The sequence below is a fragment of the Demequina sp. NBRC 110055 genome (assembly GCF_002090135.1).
Classification (GTDB): domain Bacteria; phylum Actinomycetota; class Actinomycetes; order Actinomycetales; family Demequinaceae; genus Demequina.
The window spans coordinates 43,013-60,038 of the sequence record NZ_BBRL01000011.1 but is presented as its reverse complement, the minus strand read 5'-3'; the positions used below and the strand labels follow the sequence as shown (position 1 = coordinate 60,038).

14 protein-coding genes and 1 pseudogene are annotated in these 17,026 nt (G+C 62.4%); 10 read left to right on the top strand and 5 right to left on the bottom strand.

Translation table 11 applies throughout. The annotated features are described in order from the left end of the window. The first annotated feature begins 2,392 nt into the window (after window positions 1-2,392). The 5 genes and pseudogenes from B7K24_RS12450 to B7K24_RS12430 all read left to right on the top strand — a co-directional run bounded on the left by B7K24_RS12450 (window position 2,393) and on the right by B7K24_RS12430 (window position 6,923). Entirely contained in the window at window positions 2,393-2,944 is a 552-nt protein-coding gene (locus B7K24_RS12450; protein WP_144268308.1) for a hypothetical protein, read from the top strand. Then, window positions 2,934-4,013 carry a peptidoglycan-binding domain-containing protein gene (locus tag B7K24_RS12445; protein ID WP_084130659.1) on the top strand — a complete coding sequence of 360 codons (1,080 nt, stop codon included), beginning with the start codon at window positions 2,934-2,936 and terminating at the stop codon, window positions 4,011-4,013. The genes B7K24_RS12450 and B7K24_RS12445 overlap by 11 nt, the downstream gene beginning before the upstream one ends. After that, entirely contained in the window at window positions 4,004-4,657 is a 654-nt protein-coding gene (locus B7K24_RS12440; protein WP_084130658.1) for an ABC transporter ATP-binding protein, read from the top strand. Before B7K24_RS12445 ends, B7K24_RS12440 begins: the two co-directional genes overlap by 10 nt. Before the next feature lie 212 nt (window positions 4,658-4,869). Continuing rightward, on the top strand, window positions 4,870-5,778 hold the full coding sequence (locus B7K24_RS12435; protein WP_084130657.1) for a hypothetical protein: 909 nt from the start codon (window positions 4,870-4,872) through the stop codon (window positions 5,776-5,778). 81 nt (window positions 5,779-5,859) lie between these two features. Beyond that, a pseudogene (locus B7K24_RS12430) lies at window positions 5,860-6,923 on the top strand (IS3 family transposase). 142 nt (window positions 6,924-7,065) lie between these two features. Here the strand turns inward: B7K24_RS12430 and B7K24_RS12425 are convergent. Next, window positions 7,066-7,542, bottom strand: coding sequence for a hypothetical protein (locus B7K24_RS12425; protein ID WP_084130656.1), 477 nt, complete (start codon window positions 7,540-7,542; stop codon window positions 7,066-7,068). Between the two features lie 866 nt (window positions 7,543-8,408). On the opposite strand from B7K24_RS12425, the gene B7K24_RS13495 reads away from it, so the two are divergent. Then, complete coding sequence (locus B7K24_RS13495; RefSeq protein ID WP_159449246.1) at window positions 8,409-8,582, top strand: hypothetical protein; 174 nt, start codon at window positions 8,409-8,411, stop codon at window positions 8,580-8,582. 45 nt (window positions 8,583-8,627) lie between these two features. Here B7K24_RS13495 and B7K24_RS12415 read toward each other — a convergent pair whose 3' ends face one another. Beyond that, complete coding sequence (locus tag B7K24_RS12415) at window positions 8,628-9,335, bottom strand: hypothetical protein (RefSeq protein WP_084130654.1); 708 nt, start codon at window positions 9,333-9,335, stop codon at window positions 8,628-8,630. 200 nt (window positions 9,336-9,535) lie between these two features. After that, entirely contained in the window at window positions 9,536-9,847 is a 312-nt protein-coding gene (locus tag B7K24_RS12410) for a HigA family addiction module antitoxin (protein WP_084130653.1), read from the bottom strand. Window positions 9,848-10,381: 534 nt separating this feature from the next. On the opposite strand from B7K24_RS12410, the gene B7K24_RS12405 reads away from it, so the two are divergent. The 4 genes from B7K24_RS12405 to B7K24_RS13350 all read left to right on the top strand — a co-directional run bounded on the left by B7K24_RS12405 (window position 10,382) and on the right by B7K24_RS13350 (window position 13,155). Then, the gene (locus tag B7K24_RS12405) at window positions 10,382-10,828 is read left to right on the top strand and encodes a hypothetical protein (RefSeq protein WP_084130652.1); all 447 of its coding nucleotides are present in this window, start codon (window positions 10,382-10,384) and stop codon (window positions 10,826-10,828) included. Beyond that, window positions 10,825-11,610, top strand: coding sequence for a metallophosphoesterase (locus B7K24_RS12400; RefSeq protein WP_084130651.1), 786 nt, complete (start codon window positions 10,825-10,827; stop codon window positions 11,608-11,610). Before B7K24_RS12405 ends, B7K24_RS12400 begins: the two co-directional genes overlap by 4 nt. A gap of 33 nt (window positions 11,611-11,643) precedes the next feature. Continuing rightward, window positions 11,644-12,117, top strand: a complete 474-nt coding sequence (locus B7K24_RS12395; protein WP_084130650.1) for a hypothetical protein — start codon at window positions 11,644-11,646, stop codon at window positions 12,115-12,117. A 183-nt stretch (window positions 12,118-12,300) separates the two neighbouring features. Then, a complete protein-coding gene (locus B7K24_RS13350) occupies window positions 12,301-13,155 on the top strand; it encodes a hypothetical protein (RefSeq protein WP_144268307.1) in 855 nt (284 codons plus the stop codon). 483 nt (window positions 13,156-13,638) lie between these two features. On the opposite strand, the gene B7K24_RS12385 is transcribed toward B7K24_RS13350, so the two are convergent. Next, on the bottom strand, window positions 13,639-16,128 hold the full coding sequence (locus tag B7K24_RS12385; protein WP_084130648.1) for a DEAD/DEAH box helicase: 2,490 nt from the start codon (window positions 16,126-16,128) through the stop codon (window positions 13,639-13,641). Next, entirely contained in the window at window positions 16,121-16,912 is a 792-nt protein-coding gene (locus tag B7K24_RS12380) for a hypothetical protein (protein WP_144268306.1), read from the bottom strand. Before B7K24_RS12380 ends, B7K24_RS12385 begins: the two co-directional genes overlap by 8 nt. Window positions 16,913-17,026: the final 114 nt, after the last annotated feature.

The following is a 17,026-nucleotide window of genomic DNA, read 5'->3' as shown; positions in this document are numbered from 1 at the left end:
CGTGCGCTAAAGCGGGCCGCGGGATACGTGATGCATCGGCGCGCTTGAAAGAACTCCACGTTGTTGGAGTCCCCGAGCTTCAAATCCAGCGGGCCCGTCCATTATCTGAGCGAGGTTCGTCTGGCCACGGTCGAGTCTGAGCCGCATTGCCAGACGACGCTTGGTCCGGCTGGCGGGCTCGCCTGATCCCACGTGTCTTCGACGCCCGTGTCCTCCGGCGACAAGGGGGTTGATGGGCCGCGACGGCGATTTTCGCCCGTGTTCGTGTCCACACGCAATTCGGTTGATCGATCGCGGCGTTCAATGCGGCCAAATGCTCGAACCTGGACGCTTGCACTGCTACGTCTCAGCAGTTGAAGTCAATACTGTCGTCTGAGGTGTTGCCTGACGAGACAGTAGCCGCTACCCAGTAGACCGGGTTCACGAGGCGCGCGCCTTCTTGCGTGCTAATCGCGATCGTCTCGAAAACAACTCCGCCTGCGTCGCTTTGTGTTGAGACACGGACGAGTCGGCCGCGTGTCATCGCACCTTCACCGGCATATTTCGCTGTACAGGTAACGTTTGGAACCGCTGGAGGCGGAGTGCCTGCGCCCTGGAGCGTGGCGATACATGTACTACGAGAAGTGGCGACGCTGCACAGTGCGTCTTGATCGAGCCTGCCATGGTATGCAGAGTCAATTAAGGCGACGACCTGAACTTCTGTTGGGTACTCGTCGGCGATATTGGATGTGCATCCGGAAACGCAACATGCCAACGTAATGCCCGCGGCGACGCGGAAGGTGGACGATACGTATCGCTTCTTCCGTGGCGTCTTAATGGCTCCTACGTGTTCCTTGGTTCTCGTGGGCATCTTCCTCTTCCCCTCGACAGACAGCTTCGACTTAGGACACTCGGAGCGGTGATTGCAGCGTGGGCGGAGGCGGGAAGACTTACCTAGAAGTCTTCACCGCCCATCTCAATGAGGCGGCGCCATCGCGTCACACGCGCGGGTCACTAGAACTCTGTGATGTCCGCTGCAGCGACGCAGTCACGTCCGGCCGAGGTGTGAACCAACTCGAGCAGCCACGCGCGCACAGGCAACTGATTGTCCGCAGTGATCCCGGCGCCTTCGGCGCATATTCGCACGGACTCTCGCTTGGATTCCAGTGAGTCGGAAAGTAGTTGCTGCACTCTAGGCTGATCCGAATACGCCATCTCGACGTACCAGCTGTGTTGCCGTATGCATGCATCGGGAACCGGGGTACTGGCACTGCCGTCTTCGCCGGTCCCTGCCGCGAATCCGTAACTGAGCCGTGGATATCCGGAATTGTCTTTGCGCTTTGGGCCGTATATTGCGACGCCGGCATCCGTGATGCACCCCAACGCCGCGTCAATCGCTTGTGAGTACTCCTCGAATGAGAGATTCCCGGTGCTGGCAGCGCGCGAGAGGCGGTCGCGCTGAGCGTCGCTAACTGAGGGATCGTTCTTGGCCAAGTACTCGAAGTAGTCGATAGTGCCCTCGGGTGGGATTTCACCGACAGGCATCTGTGAGGCGGAGGATTGACTAGGTGCAGGCTGCGGTACCTCGGTTTCCGAGGAAGAGGTCGGGTCTGCCGTCGAACCAGCCGGCTGCTGGTCACTCGGCGACGCCGCCACAACGGTATAGCTGGGATCAGGGCCTGGAACGCAGCCGCTCAACGCGACCAATGCTACGAAGGCGAAAACCAGTTGAGTTAGCGGCTTGTTTCGTGTCACTGTCGCCCCCCGGGACAATCGAAGATGGCGTCTATATGCTAGACGTTTTCGGACATGTTTGCCAGGAGTCGTGCCGCCGCCCTTGTCTCTCCGTGGGAGTTCAGTTGCGAAGCGCGATGTGACGCTGAAGCGCGTTGGCGCAGGCTTCCAGTTCCTAGAGTTATGGGAATGGTGTGTCTCCTGACACGTGACATCTTGCTGCGTCTGATCACTCGCCCGCTCCCGGGGGCGTGACGGTCGCCGAGCCTTGCGAGGCCCTCGGACATGCGCTAGCGTCGACGGAAGAATTCCGCACTCAATATTCTGAATCTCACAGGCTTGTGTGGGATATTTCGTGTCGATCCTTGACGCCTGGAAGTGGTGATGAGTCGACGGGTAGTTGGGGGATCGCCGAGTTGTTTGCTGAGAGTAATGGCTTTTTCGAGGGGCCTCAGAACTTGCTGGCGGCACATCTGAATGATGTTGGTCTTCTGCAACATTCCGGAGTTTGCTCTCGGTGCGGAGACTCGCGCGTTGGAGACGGATACGCGTGTACGCCGTTCGCTCTACGCGGCGACTACTGCGTAGATGGGCTCGCCAACGACGTCGCGGTCGCCTGATGCGTGCGGTGTGGATGAGTGTGGGTGTCGCGTCCGCCGTCTTGGCGTCGTCTTGCGCTGTGGCAGAGAACAGCGCAGATGGCGTCGCCTTCAAATCGCAGGTCAACGACGCATTACAACTCGCAAGAGGCATTGGGGCCAGTGACGCTCAGCTACAGGTCCTTGAAGACGCGCGCGAACGGGGAGAACTGACACTCGACGCCGCACGGGAAGCGGCCAGGCTGCCTGTTCAATGTCTAATCGACGCAGGGCTTGACGCTCAGTACGAAGTGGATTCATACGACGGGGGCATGGCATTCCCGAGATACGCCGTTGCGGCAGAAACGGTGGATGCGTCTGACGGCCAGATGCCTATCGTCGACGAACGTGATCGCCAGAACCTCCAGGCAGTCCAGTGGCGATACGCGGTGCAGCCAAGTTGGGAGGCGCAGCGCGATGCGTGCGTGCAATCCGAGCAGCGTGCTTTGTGCACATGCCTCGAGAACGAAGATATTTCGCCAGACGTCGATGCCGATGGTCTCGAGCTCGCTGAACGCGCGGTTGAATTAATGAATTCGACGTCCTATCAGGGAGACGACTGCTTGCTAGAAGTAGATATCGATGCCTACTGAGATTGACGACGCAGTCTCCGACCGTTCGATGAATGTTACGAAGCGGTCGTATCTGAGCGCGAGTGCGACTGTCGTTCTTGTCACGGTTTTGGTTGCGCCGCTTATGGCGCTAGGAACGTGGGTCGTTGTAGTAGCAAGCCAGTCGCCGCTGGAGTCGTCGGCGCGGGCCGAGCCCCTGATCGGCGCCGTTGAAGCCGCAAACCGAAGCGGCGACACGAATGTCGCAGTCACTATTGAGTACGCCAACGCAATCGTACCCACCGCTCACGCCAGCGGCACGATCACGGCCCTCAACGCCAAGGTCGGCGATGAGGTTGCGCAAGGGATGCAACTCATCGAGATTGACGCCAGAAGCGTGGTCGCGTACGTTGCGCAGGCGCCGCTGTACCGAGACATATCTCGCGGCGATGAGGGTGATGACGTCCGTACGGCCCAGCAGCTCCTGAAGGACTTGGGTTACCTTGAAAGCCAAGCTGACGGCGAAGCCGGAGTCTCCACAGCGCGCGCAATTATGGCTTTCAATGAGGATTCCGGCTACGGCAAGAACAACACGACGCTGTCACGTGGGGCGTTGGTCTGGGTCGGTCCTGAGCCTGCAACGGTTAGTGACATGGTGGTGGCGCTTGGTGACGCGGTTGTACCTGGCAGCGAGGTTTTCACAACGACTGCCTCGCTAGCGGCTATCGGAGTCACCGAGACAGGAGCGCTCCCACGAGACGGTGCCGTCGAGTTGGAAGTCTTGGGCGTGACTACTCCCTACCAGGTCGGCACCGGAGCGGTGACAGAGCCCGAATCGGTCTCTGCCATCGCGGAAGCGATGGGCACTCTTGAGGAGAGCGTGGGGACTATTCGACTGGCGACACCGCGAACGGTAGCGACGGTTCCTGCCTCAGCATTGGTAGCCGACGGCGCCGGTCGCACATGCTTCTTTCCCGGCGTGCAAGAAGCGGCGATCGTCGTGGAGCCCGCAGGTGGATCCCTCGGCACCGTCGAACTCGAGCCGTCGCTGCTGGGTCAGACGGTGTTACTCAATCCGCGCGAGGTTCGAAGTGATTTGTCGTGCGACTAGTTGCCAGCCAAGTTACCTACAGGTACCCGCATGGCGATCATGAAGTCCTGACAGGGGTCGACTTTACTGTGGCTTCCGGAGCAGCAGCCGCGATCGTGGGGCCGTCCGGCTCGGGGAAAACTACGCTCTTGTCGCTGATGGGCAGGCTGTTGCCAATGCAGCACGGAGCGATCCATGCTCTTGACAGCACGGGTCGCCGTCGTTCGCTTTCAGAGACGGCATCGTGGGTATTGCAGACGGTTTCTCTGCTTCCCGACCGCACGGTCCTCGACAACATTGCGCTAGGCGCATACTCAGCGGGCGCTTCCCGTTCGGAAGCTCGGACGCGCTCGATAGAGTGCCTCTCGGCTGTCGGGCTTTTCGGCCGTGAGAACGACCCAGCTCGGATACTGTCTGGCGGTGAGGCGCAGCGGGTCGCGATTGCTCGCGCATTGGCATCGGACACGCCGATTATTCTTGCCGACGAACCGACCGGCCAGCTCGATGCGCAAACCTCCAGGAAGGTTCTCGATGCGCTAATAGGGGCGCACGGCGAGCGAACGGTCGTGATCGTGACGCATGATCCGGAAGTGGCTGCGCGGTGCGACACCGTACTTGAACTCCGCGACGGTGAGATCTTCGAACACCTTGGTGGCCGCGCTTGAGGCCGGGGCGGCGCGCGTGGCCATGGAGGCTCTCGGCAAGCGAAGGTGTCGCGACTGCGCGCTCCGGGCGGTGGACATCCGTACTGATCGTTGTAGCGGTCGCCTGGGCGATCGCAGCGCCTGGGGTCGCTGATGCTGTCGGAGTAACGCGCCTGATCGAAGCCGAACGCTCATGGATCGACGCGGGAGGTCACGTATTCGTAGTTGCTGGCATGCAACAGGATTCCAACTCGGCGCTCCCGATCCCCGCGGTAAAATGCGAACGATTGTCGCAGATCGACGGGATTGAGGCTTCGTTTGCCCTCAAGCGCACCAACGCCGACGGTTCGGTTATCCAGATTCCCGGAGGCCGTGCGTCTGTCTACAGTGTCTCGCCCGGAGCTATGGAGTTTCTCGACGTCGAGCCGAGTAGCCACGGCGTGGTCATAGCTACTGCCGCCTTCGCCGAACGCACAGGGGTCAGCGATGGCGAAGTCGCTACCGTCATAGTCCGTTCAGGCGAAACCAGCGCACTTGATAGCTCCGTTCCGCTTGAGGTAAGAGTCGCAGAAAGCGCCTCGATAGGCGACGAATTTGACGGATCGTTGCTGATGCCTGCCCACCTTGTGGACGAGGCCGACACTTGTTTTGTCCGAACCGATGCAGCCCACCACAGCGCAGTAGAGTCTGCTCTCCCCGCACAGCTGTCGTATGACGGCACGCCCGCAGTAGTCAGCCCCAGACTCTTCGAGTCGGAGTTCACAATTGACTACACGACTGCCTACGAGGATCGACCATTGCGGTGGTTGTGGCTGCCTGCGGCTGCGCTACTCGGCTTACTGTGGGCGCTGCTGCAATGGTTCCGGCGGGCGCATATCGCTATCTACGCAACCTTCGGGATGAGGGCGTCATCTCGACTCGTCATGACCGTGGCCGAATGGGCAACGCTCGCGTGCGTGGGAGCGTCCTTTGGTTGGTCGATCGGCCTCGTGGGAAGTCTCGCATTTGGTGCGGCACCGAGCCAAGCATTGGCGCTCGTCTCTGTGCACACCGCACTCACGCTCATAGGCGCTACCATCGCGGTAATCGTGCTGGGCGCACGTCCTACAGGAACCCTATTGAGCGCACTGAAGGATCGCTAGCCCGGGCGAGAACGGGCGTGGTGAACGGATTGGCGACATCTGATCTGTAGTGCCGTGTGGCGCTGTTGGCAGTGTGTACCCATGCCCGCGCCCTATCGGGAAGATTTCCGAGACGACGTGATCGCGGTCGCTCGTTGCCGTGAGGACGGCGTGAGGACCAAGCAGATTGCACGGGACTTCGGGATCTGTGAGGCCTGCTTGCAGAAGTGGCTGCGTGCCGATGACGTCGAGTCCGGCCGGACTGGTCGGCGTTACCGCGGCCGATGCTGCCGAGACGAGTGAGCTGAAGTGGCGCATCCGTTTGCGCAAGCAGGAGAACGAGGTCTTAGGTCATGCGGCCGCCTACTTGTCCCAGGCGCAGTTACCGGGAAAAGGTTGTGCCCGCTCGTAAGTGAACTCGCTGGTGACGGTATCCCCGTCGCGGTGCGGTGCCGGGTCCTCAAGCTCTCGCGTCAGACGTACTGTCGGTGGCGGGCCGATCCCGTGACCGTTACCGAGTGGGTGCAGGCGCACCGTGTCAACGTCCTGTGGGACGCCCATACGGACGACCCGACGTTCGGCTACCGGTTCCTCGAGGGCAAGCGCTCCGACCCGCCGGTGTTCGAGGATTTCGTCGAGCGAGTCTTCACCGCAGACGCTCTCGACGGGGTGTGGCTGACTGACATCACGGAGCGTCGGACGGACGAAGGCAAACTGTGCTGCTGCGCGATCAAGGACGTCTACTCGGGCCGCATCGTGGGCTACTCAATCGTCGATCGGATGCCTGCCGGGCATGCCGTCGACGGCCTCAAATTCGCCGTCGCCCGCCGCGGTGATGTCGCTGGCTGCATCCTGCATGCGATCAGGGTAGCCAGTTCCGTTCTCGCAAGATGGCGCGAGCACTGTACCGTCACGGAATGGTCGGCTCGATGGGACCCGTCGGCGCTGCAGGGGATAACGCCGCGATGGAGTCGTTCTGGTCGCTGCTGGAGACCAACGTATTCAACCAGCGACGCTGGCACACTCGCCGGGAACTACGCCCGGCGATCGTGACCTGGATCGAGCGGACGTACCACCACTGCCGACCGCAAGACTGTCTCGGAGGTTTGACCCCCCCCGTCGAGTTCGCGGCTGTCATGAGACCCGTCGCAAAACTCGCGGCTTAAGCCACGCTTGTCACGTTCTCGTTCACCACGCCCATCCGGGTGATGCGCCGTATGTGTGGTCGCGGTAAGCGAGTATCGAGGAAGCGCGGGCCTCCGAGCGCCTCAGCACGGGATGTATCCCGGGTCGTCCAAGACGCGGACTTCAGTCGTCGTCGCGACCTGCATTGCCGTCCGTCACCGTGTGGCGTCGGATTTCGCGAGGTGGCTCAAGGCGGCGTACAGGCTCGGCCCCAGGTCCGTGCAGGTTACTCTCCGTCGGAGATCTCTCGGCTGGGACTTCGGAGTTGAAGGTCAAGTCTGTCGCGTACAGACGCGTTGCGACCGGCAGCTCGATAGTGCGTACCTCTGGGTCGCCGGCAACGAAGAGCGTGTGTGCCATGCCCGCTCGCAGGACCGCGGGCGCCTCCTGGGCGTCATCATCGGGCCCCGACATCACCCACAGCAGCCGTGCCCGTACCCCCTCGAGTCCGCGGGCCGCGTCGTCGGGTGAGACCACGTTGACGTGGTCGCGGCCTATTGATGACAGTTCGAACTCCACTCGCTGCCCGCCGTCGCACTCCATCGTGAAACTCCCGTGCGCCGAAAGCACCTGCACGCTCGACACGACGTACTGACTCATCACTCGTCTCTCTTTCGAATCCACGCGGTAGCCGGTGCAATTGACAGGTCTCGGACCTGCGGTGCGCAGTCCCGCTGGCGACTCACGATGACGCCGCGTCGGACGCCGCCACCCTTGGATGGAACGCGCCTCGCCGCGCTCAAGGAAAACTCCGGGGACAAGTCGATGCGACGGGCCGCTGAAGCGAATCCTCCGACCCTCGTCGTCTGAGCGGTCTGCGCGCCGCGCAGGTCGCTGTGACAAACCTCGCCGCCAGCCATTGCCCACCACCCTCAATCTCGACGAGCCCACACCGTCGGCGCGGCGCGAGCAAACGAACCTCATCGGCAGTGTGCACCCATGTGGTCCTTCTAGACCAGCCTCTAGAACTCTCGCTAGAACCCGATTAGCAGGCGTTTTATGTGGTAGTCGATGCGCGCGGCCTCGTGCCCGACGCCGCACCCGTCGTGTCCTAGCGAGCGTGATGGCCTGGTTCCAGCGGATGCCTGTGGTGAGGTAGGTTGGGTCGATCCGACGCGACGAGCGTCGCGGAAGAAATCTTGATGGCACGACACGCAGTAATGGCGCGCAGTGCGGAACCGGTCTACGGGCGCGCGGTCTGGCTACGTCGCCCCATGCGCGCCAATTCGTGTCACGGTGAGATGCGAAGTAGCTGCCCAGGTAACCTCACGGCGGCTGGTGACACCTGGGGGAGTGGGCGCGGGATGCCGAGACCACATGTGGGCCGGTGGGGCTCGTCTGCTTCGCGCACAGGCTTGGACCACGTCGTGCGGTGGCCGGCGCGTCGCGTTTACCGATCAGTAGATATGACGAACGAGGGGCTCGCTCCTGTGGTCGATGTGGGTGTCGAGGTTTACCCTCCGAACATGGAGAACGATGGAGTCGGTGATGCGCGCGAGGGCGCGACAGGCGGCGCCCGGGGTTCAATGCCTCTGACCGAGCAGGACTTGGACGCGATTGCGTTGATGGTCGTGCTGATCGATGGGCCCATGCAGGAGCCGAGTGCGGCCACTCTCGCATACTTCAAAGGGCAGCTCTGATCGGCAGGTCGACGTAGGAGTGGAGCCTGGCGGCGCTATGGCGGTTTACTTCGAGCGCAGTGCCTGAGCCTCGCCCTCGAGTCGAGCTATCTGCAATTCCGCCGTGTCGGCGCGCTTTCGCTGCGCGTCTGCGTCGTCCTGCACGGTCGCCATCTCCTCGCGCACGCTGTCGAGCTCCCACTTGAGGTTGGCGGCAACTTCCTGGGCGGCGCGCATCTCCGACTCGGCGGCGGTCAGGCGAGCCTTGTCCTCCTCGCGGGCGGCCAGCGCGGCCTCGAGACGCTCACGCAGTCGTGCGGCTTCGACGAGAGCATCCTGCGTGCGCAGCGTCTGACCCTCGAGCTGCGTCCGAACTGCCTTGAGATCGCGCTCCGCCTGTGCCGACTCTTCGAGGGCAGCATCGCGCATCGCCTCAGCGGAGTCCACCCGTGCGCGCATGCCTGCGTCGGCAACATCCATCGCGGCTGTGCGGATCTCGAGGGCCCGCGCGGCAATCGCGTTCCTGTCGGGCGTGAGTGCTGTGACGAGCGCATCGATGCTCGCAACGAACGCGGGGTCGGTGGACTCCTGCAGGAGCCGGGCGTCGACATCGGCCTGCACCTCCTGGCGAATCGCAGCCGCGGTCGCGGTACGCAGCGCCCACTGGCTGCTGATCTCACGCACCGTGGGCACCTTGCCTCGCGAGCGCGCCTGAACGGCGGCCCACGCGCGGGCGTCGGTGATCTTCGAACGTGTGCGCTCTTCGCTACCCATAGCCCGACCATACCGCGAGGAAGTGGGTAATATTGCCCGGCAACGTTTCCCGGTTCCGACGAGGTGGGTTAACTGGGGTGTTCGCGCGTGGGGATGCGGGCACTGTGGCGTGGGCCGTGCCTCAACTCGGAGTCGGCCAACTTTGCGTTGTGTGCGAGCGCGCGTCCGGCATCCGGCGACAGCCGGGCACAGCGGCATGGCTAAGGGTGCTGTCGCAGCCCTTCCTCGTATTGAGCCTGGAGGTTCGTCCAGAACTGCGCAGTCGTTCCCAGTGCGTCAGCGAGCCGGTCAGCATCGTCGACTGAGATGCCCTGGGTGCCATGGAGGATGCGCGTGAGTTGCTCTGGCGCCATGCCGGTGGCGTTGGCCAGTTCAGTCGCGGATGTGTGCGAGGGCTCAAGGAATTCGCTGGCGAGGATCTGCCCTGGATGGACGCGCTCGAGCCACGACGGGACACCTGTGTCGATCTCTCGATCGCCCGTGCGTTCTGCGGGGTCGTCGCCCTTGCCCATGCTTGCGAGCGTACGTCAGCGGTCGTGAGTGGCCGCGTCGACCATCACGCGCAGTTGAATGAATCCCTGGGTGCGTTCGAGTGCTTGTGTGGCGCGGCATAGTGCCGTGGGCGGGAGGCGCATCGACGTACTGCTGCGGTGCGTGTGGGTGCGCCGTCGGCGATCGGTGTTGCCTCTCGCCGTGAAGCTCCGGTGGGCGATCGGGAAAACGTCCCGGAGAGCGTCTGCGGTCGCAGGTCGGACTATCCACGGGCCCCTCTCTTGGGGTGCGCCAACGGTATCGGCCGACGCGCAAGGGTGTGCGCCGCCCCGTACGGGTGATTCCTAAGACAATGGCGCCTTCGGGGCCCGTGATCGACTACCGCACCCCAAACTCGGATTCGCGTCGCAGAGCTGAACTCAAGCGCTCGTTTCCGGGCCGCTTTGGCGGGTGGGGGAGGGGCTAATGGCCTACCACATGTGAGCGCATAGTTCCTGGTAAAAGCCGAGTTCTAGACCTTCCCTAACGCGGTGCTGGTGTGCATGATGGGCCCTATGACTGAGGACATCGAAGTGGCCAGCATTCTGGTTGACCCGGGCATCTACGAGCTGCAGTCCGTGCAATCCAGCAGCCGCTATTTCGTGTCGACCACCTTGGGTGAGTCGCCGCGGTATGTACGCCTCGCGGGTGACGATTCACGCTCGCTCCGGCTCGACACCGCCTGGCATGCACTCATCGCACTGATCTCGCACCCGGTGGAGTGGGCCGAAGGTGAGATGCTCCCGCGATCGATGCGAGACGCGGCAGCCACGAAAGCCTGGACGCTGCGGCTTGGCAGTTCTCACACCTACCTCACGCCAGATCGCACCCCGGGTCGGGGACCGGTCTACTGGGTTCAGTCCAGTGCCTGCAGGCGGCTCATCCGTCACGACACCATGCCGGATTTCCTTGCTGAGATTCCCCTGGACGATGTGCTCCTCGAGCAGGCAAGCGCCCCGTGATTCTCGGCCTGCTCGGAGACGTCCACGGCAACCTTCCGTGGCTGCGCCACGCGATCGGACATTTCCAGGACCGCGGGATCGCCACCATCGTGCAGGTGGGTGACCTCGGTGTGGGTATGAACCCGCGCGTCAGCACAGACTGGGACTACATCGGCCAGTTCATGTCCGACAACGGGATGCAGATGCTGGTCGCGCCCGGCAATCATGAGAACTACGACCTGATCGCCAGCCTCAAACCGCGCGCGGACGGTTGGCTGCCGTTCCGTGATTCGATCCTGCTGGCGCCGCGCGGACACCGCACCGAGCACGATGGACGATCATTCGTATGGCTTGGCGGAGCCGCCAGCATCGACCGCCTGTGGCGCACCAAACACCACCGCGAATGGGGCGCACCAATGTCCTGGTGGCCGGGCGAAGCGATCACTGACCCCGACGTTGACACCACCATCGCAGGCGGCCGCGCGGACGTCATGATCTCCCACGAAGCCCCGTACCCCGTCGAGTCGATCGAGCGCCGACTCTCACCCGGCGTCTTCCCCGCGCTGGACGAGGCATACGCGAGGGAGGTGCGGGAGCGCTTCACGCGTGCGGTGGCCGCGGTGAAGCCGTCACTGTTGATCCATGGCCACTACCACCACGTCGTCACCGACGTGTGGGAAGACCCCCACACGGGTCACACCGTCAACATTGCCGGCCTCGGGATGGACATGGACATCCTCGGCGCTGCAGCCACGCTCGACACCGACACTCTCAACGTCGAGTACCTCACCCTCACCATCTGATCCACGCACACCAGACCGCCATCGGAGAGGCTCATGGAACGGACGCACGACCGCATCCACGTCATCGACAACCCGGCGCTGTACCGGCTCGAATCTTCGAGCTCTTCCGTCTACTACATCGACACCCGCACCCACCCCAGGGTCATGCGCGCACGTGGGACAGGCGCCACGGGTGTGGGCCCGTTCGACGACACGTGGGTCGAACTGCGTCTCCTGACGGCATTCGCGCCGCCGGAACCAGGAGCCGACCGCGCCGAGGAGAACTTCGCCGTGCAGCGTCTTGCCCCGTGGGTAATTGCTGTGGGGCATCGTCACGACATGGACTATCGCGTCGGCGGGTCTGGCTACTGGATGATTGGCCGCGAGGTGACCCGCATCGTGGAACTCGACGAGATGCCGCCCGAGGGCGAGCGCACCATCGAGGAGAGTGAGCGACTCGAGGGTGAGCCGTATGACTTCCGGCGCGACCCTGGCCATGAGAACCGCGGTCTTTGGCGAGACCAATGAGCCCGGTTGACTCGTCGACCGGCGCCTCGTCGCGGTAGTCGAGTCCTCCTGCGCGGCGACTTCGGCGCTGGGGTCCGTGTGGGTCGTCGTTGCGAGGCTGGGCCGGGTATACCCCTCGTGCGGTAGCCGAATTATGGGCGTGGTTGGACCGTGCGCGGTCAGGGTCCTCGTCAGAATATGGTCATGCGTGACGACGAACTCTTTCGGGACACGGGAGGGGCACTGGATCCCTGGACGCAGGAACCCACCCGCAAAGTTGTACTCGATCTCGAACTTCTCGAGCGGTTTTGCGCTGGACCAATTCCCGGCGACGACGCACTCCAAACGGCTCTCGCCCTCACTCGGGTCCTACGTGATGAGTTTGAGCAGTACGGTACCGATGGCAGTCACACGCTCTCCGATCGCGACTCTCGTACCGCGCTCCGAACACTAGGCATCGTTGTCCGTCGCCAAGGATTCGAGTTCGACCCGAACTGGCACGACTTCCCGTCATTCCGGGTCTACTGGAACCGGAACCACGGGCACGGCAGTTGGCAAGCCCGCCGGGAGATGGTCCAGGACGTCTTTGGTCCCCTTATGGGTGCGCTTGAAGCTGCTGAAGAACGCGGGTTCCTTGCTGGCCTGGCGCAAGGAGTCACGCCGCTGGACTCGCTTGGATGGCCCGACGTTGATAGTCACATCGAGCAACTGCGACAACGATTCCGGTCTGCAGCAACGACGATCGACTACAAGGACGTTGGTAATCGCTGCGTCGGAGTCCTTGAGTCGTTGAGCTCGGTGGTCTACGACGCTGAGAAGCACTGTCCGGAAGGAATGCCCGTGCCTCCAGTCGACAAGACCGACGTGCGGATTGGTGCGTACATCGACTCTCGTTTGCCCGGCCGGTCAAACGAGGAACTACGTGGTTTAGCGAAGAAGGCCTCCGCGCTATCGCACAAGGTTAAGCATTCCCCTACGGCAGACCGCACTTCCGCAGGCATCGCAGCCGATGCGGTGATCTTGATCGCAAACATGCTTCGGCGTCTTGAGGACGCATAACCTGGATTGGCGCGCCATCCCCGGTGAATAAGAACTCCAGCCAGCCCGACTACGCGGAACCCGGGACACGCCGGAGCCTCCAAAAAAACCAGGGCGCTTCACTAATCCGCCAGAAAGGCCTGTGGCGCACCGTCGAGCAGGTCGAGGTCGCCACCCTCGAATTCGAGTGGCGGTGGAACCACCTTCGCCTCCACGCCGAACTCGCTATGTCCACCCCTGAAGAGGTTGAAGACGCGTACTACGCTGACGTCGCAGCCGCCTAAACGGTGTCTGTCAGACCCAGAAACTGAGCGGAACGAAACTCAGGCCGATTCACTCCGTCTCGTCGGGAGCTACGTAGCTCAATGGGGCCGACGACGGCGCGATCGGGGCGCCACGCGTGTCCATGAGCGCGGGTCACGCTCCCCTCTACAACCACGACCGGCAACACTCCGCCATCGGCAAGGTCCCACCCACCACGACGTTGAGCAGCCTCCCTGGGCACTACAGGTAGGAATCGAGATCGGGTCCTGTGTTCACAAGTGTCTTCGCCTCGTAACTCAGGATGTCGTTGCGATTGTCTCGAGTCATGGCTTCGGGGAGTTCGGGAAGGACGGTGACCCGGTTCTCCGCGACGTCGACTATGACGAGGTCTTCGTACTCACCTTGAGTGAGTCGCGCGAGCTCGGGTGAGAACCCGTTGCGCAGGAGACAGATCAGATATGAGTCGCTCGTGCCGTACTTGATTCTGAAGTACATGCTCTCCGACACGCGGCCGAGACTGAACAGGACTTCTACGTATTTGAGGAGTCGAAAGTCGACGAAGTCCTGTTCCTCCTTGATCTTGACGACGGCGAGATTCACAAGTTCGGCGCGCGTCTTGGACTTCATCTGCACGAATAGTTTTCTGAACCCTTCGCCGTACTGAACTTCACCCCATCGCTGGCCGACGTACACATACTCGTCGGTAAGGTTTGCCCAGTAGCGGACGAAGTGGGCGATCATTCGTTTGAAAGGCTCGTTCCTGCTGCGCCAATCGAGGAACATTGCGTAGAAGTTCCGCGCTCCAGCGGTGTCGCGGATGCGTTCGAGCTCACCGGCGTCGTTGAGCTCCACGCCGTCGAGGAACACATCGACGATCGCATCGAGAAGTGAAGCGACGTCGTCGATCGGAGCGTCCGTCGCGCGCGCGTCCAGGCGCTCTTGGAGTAGCGACTCCGCCCCGAAGATGTCGAAGTCATGTACGCCATGGCGGAAGCACAGGCGTCCGACTTCCGTCGTAGCGATCCTTGCGCCCACCACAGTGGTTACGCCAGGCTCAATGTTCTCAAGGTACTCAAGCGCGGTGTGGCGATCGGACACGTCTTCGGCGTGCTCGAGTAGAGGGTTGTTGACTACGTCGTCTATTGGAGCGCTGATGTTCGCAGACTTCTGCAGGAAGGAGTCCACGTTCCAATTCTTGCGTGAGTAACTACTGGGAATGAGGTAGATGCGAGGCTGGAGTAGCGCGAGGTCGTGCCGCTTCGGCGAGAACAACTCACGGAACCGTCCGACTCGCCCGACTAGATTCCTGAACGCGGAGCGTGACAGGTTCGCCCGCCCCTTCGCTGCCGTCATCATGACGAGACAGTCTGCGGGCGTGTTCACGCCCTCGAGGAGCGTGGACGTTGTCACCAGGAAGCGTGCGTCGGCAGAGTCATCTTCTCGGAACAACTCTTCGATGTACAGACGCAGCGAATCGGGCACCTGGCCGTGGTGAAACATGACGCCGTGTTTGATGGCGTCTATTAGGGCGTAGCGCGGATCAATCAGGTCACCGATCGCGGCGATCGCTCGAGCCGCACGGGGTGAGAGGGAGTCTGTCGGGCGTCTTGTTGCAAGCTGTGCGGCAAGCTCCTGCGCGTCGCGCGGCCGGTTCACGTAGACGAGAGTGCGGTGGCCAGCCGCCTCGAGGACGGCGTCTATCTCGTCCTTGGGCGTCTCGTTCTCCAACTCGAACGTCTCGTTCAGGAACTGGTCGTACAACCGATGCCGTTCGCCGGGCGGTGCGATGACGTAGTGTTCGACCTTGACGTGTTCATTGACGGTCTTGGCGTGAGTCGCCTGATCCGCTCCACCAATGTGGTGCAGATTTCCGGGGGCGCCGATGAAGGGCGTGTAGTAGGTGATCGCCATGCGTGCGCTTCGAGACCTCGCGATAAGGATCGCCTGGGAGAGATCGACTCCCCGAGTGTCGCCTGCGAGGAGGTTGTGCGCTTCGTCGACTAGCAGTTGGTCAATCGAGAGCGCTGGGTTCTCGATGAGGAGCCGCTGCAGGCGCTCCTGAGTCAGGATGGCGATGAATCGCTCGTCATTGTTGAATGCGTCGGGATGCGTGATCACCCGAACGCGTGAGGCGCGCACGCGATAGTCTGCGACGATGCTCGCCCGAGTCTGGGCAATGAGCGCTCGCGACGGTACCAGGACGCACGTGCGTCGGCGAAGGTCCGCAGCGACCTTGTCTATCAGCATTTCGGATTTTCCGTAGGACGTCGGCGCGACCACGATGGCCGCCGACTCGCGCGCGTTGAACTCGCGGAGCTCCATTTGGCCCCTCGTGCGGTGAATCGGCTGGGCGCCTGCCTGCTCCTCGAAGTTTGTAGCGTGCGCGGCGAACAACGTCTCCGAAAGTGAGGACTCGTCGGCGAGGCTTGGGTGCAAACGTTCGATTGCGACGACGAGGGGTATGAGGTCGCGCGACTGGGCAATCTCTCGCAGGGGTTCGTAGTCGCCGGTCAGTTCGGCGTATTGGAGGAAGATTCGATACCCCAGGCGCTGAACATGGGGGTCCTGCGCGCGTGACATGAAGATGCCGAACCGAAGAATGTCGATGTACTCGGCGTCAGCCATTCTTGCGCCGGTCATGAGCTTCGCGTAGAGGTCAGCGAAGGTCGACCCGTCGAGGTTGCGCGCGTTGCGGACACGGCCGATTGTGAGCTCGACTTCGCTAGGCATCCGCCACCTCCCGCAAGTACGCGATGACCGCCTCCAGGGAGTCCTGCTGGATGACCAGGATCTTCGCTTCTGTGAACCGGTCGCTGGAAGCGATCGCGGCGACGATTGCCTCGACTCCGACACTCGTCACGACGCAATGGCCAAGTTCGTGAACGACCGTGCCGGCGAGGACGACCCGTTTCTGGAGGGTCCCGCCTTGCCGCACCGCTTCACTGTCGCTCCGCAACAGAACCCGCGCAGTATCGGCCATACCCGCTTCAAGAGTGAGGCGGGTATCGACAAGTGCGGCGTCCCACCGTGACAACTGGTCCCGGTCCGCCAACATCGTGTCGACCGAGGTCGCCGCAGTGTTCACAAGCGCTGCTGCCTTCTTGTCAGCACTATCGGGCTCTGCCACTTCTCCTGTCTTGACTTCTCCGTACCAAATCGCGAGATCTGTTGAGTTGACGAAGGTTAGATCGAAGCCCTTCTTGATGCTCCGTTCCTCCTTGTTGAAGTAGACCGCGGCTGAAGTGAGGTCACTCTGCAGGAGCGGCATCAGGACGTGCACGACCAACTCGCCGGCCATGCCCAGCCGCGTCTTCCGTGGCTTGAGGTCATAGCGCCGGAGGAACTCTGCAACGGTCTTCTCGAACGAGTAGAAGCTGGAATCTTCGCTCACCGTCGTTGCGCCGTAGCAGAACTCAGCGAGCCGCGCCCGAATATGCGCGCAGAACTCGGCCGATATTTCGCCCAGTATGACGAGGCGTGCGCCGCTGACCGCCACTATCTCTACGCCATCCACCCTGCCACGGTAGTGCCGACGTGGGGTGCTGCCGACTATTTACGAGGGGCGTTGGCGATATGGCGTGAAAACTCGCAGGGTTTGGAGCGGCGAGTCGACCCTTGCGCGTGGGCA

Coding starts and splice junctions, on each gene's coding strand:
- B7K24_RS12405 (WP_084130652.1), top strand. CDS start 10,382: ATGACTGAGGACATCGAAGTGGCCAGCATTCTGGTTGACCCGGGCATC.
- B7K24_RS12425 (WP_084130656.1), bottom strand. CDS start 7,542: ATGAGTCAGTACGTCGTGTCGAGCGTGCAGGTGCTTTCGGCGCACGGG.
- B7K24_RS12395 (WP_084130650.1), top strand. CDS start 11,644: ATGGAACGGACGCACGACCGCATCCACGTCATCGACAACCCGGCGCTG.
- B7K24_RS12445 (WP_084130659.1), top strand. CDS start 2,934: ATGCCTACTGAGATTGACGACGCAGTCTCCGACCGTTCGATGAATGTT.
- B7K24_RS12385 (WP_084130648.1), bottom strand. CDS start 16,128: ATGCCTAGCGAAGTCGAGCTCACAATCGGCCGTGTCCGCAACGCGCGC.
- B7K24_RS12410 (WP_084130653.1), bottom strand. CDS start 9,847: ATGGGCAAGGGCGACGACCCCGCAGAACGCACGGGCGATCGAGAGATC.
- B7K24_RS12435 (WP_084130657.1), top strand. CDS start 4,870: ATGCAACAGGATTCCAACTCGGCGCTCCCGATCCCCGCGGTAAAATGC.
- B7K24_RS13495 (WP_159449246.1), top strand. CDS start 8,409: ATGGAGAACGATGGAGTCGGTGATGCGCGCGAGGGCGCGACAGGCGGC.
- B7K24_RS12415 (WP_084130654.1), bottom strand. CDS start 9,335: ATGGGTAGCGAAGAGCGCACACGTTCGAAGATCACCGACGCCCGCGCG.
- B7K24_RS13350 (WP_144268307.1), top strand. CDS start 12,301: ATGCGTGACGACGAACTCTTTCGGGACACGGGAGGGGCACTGGATCCC.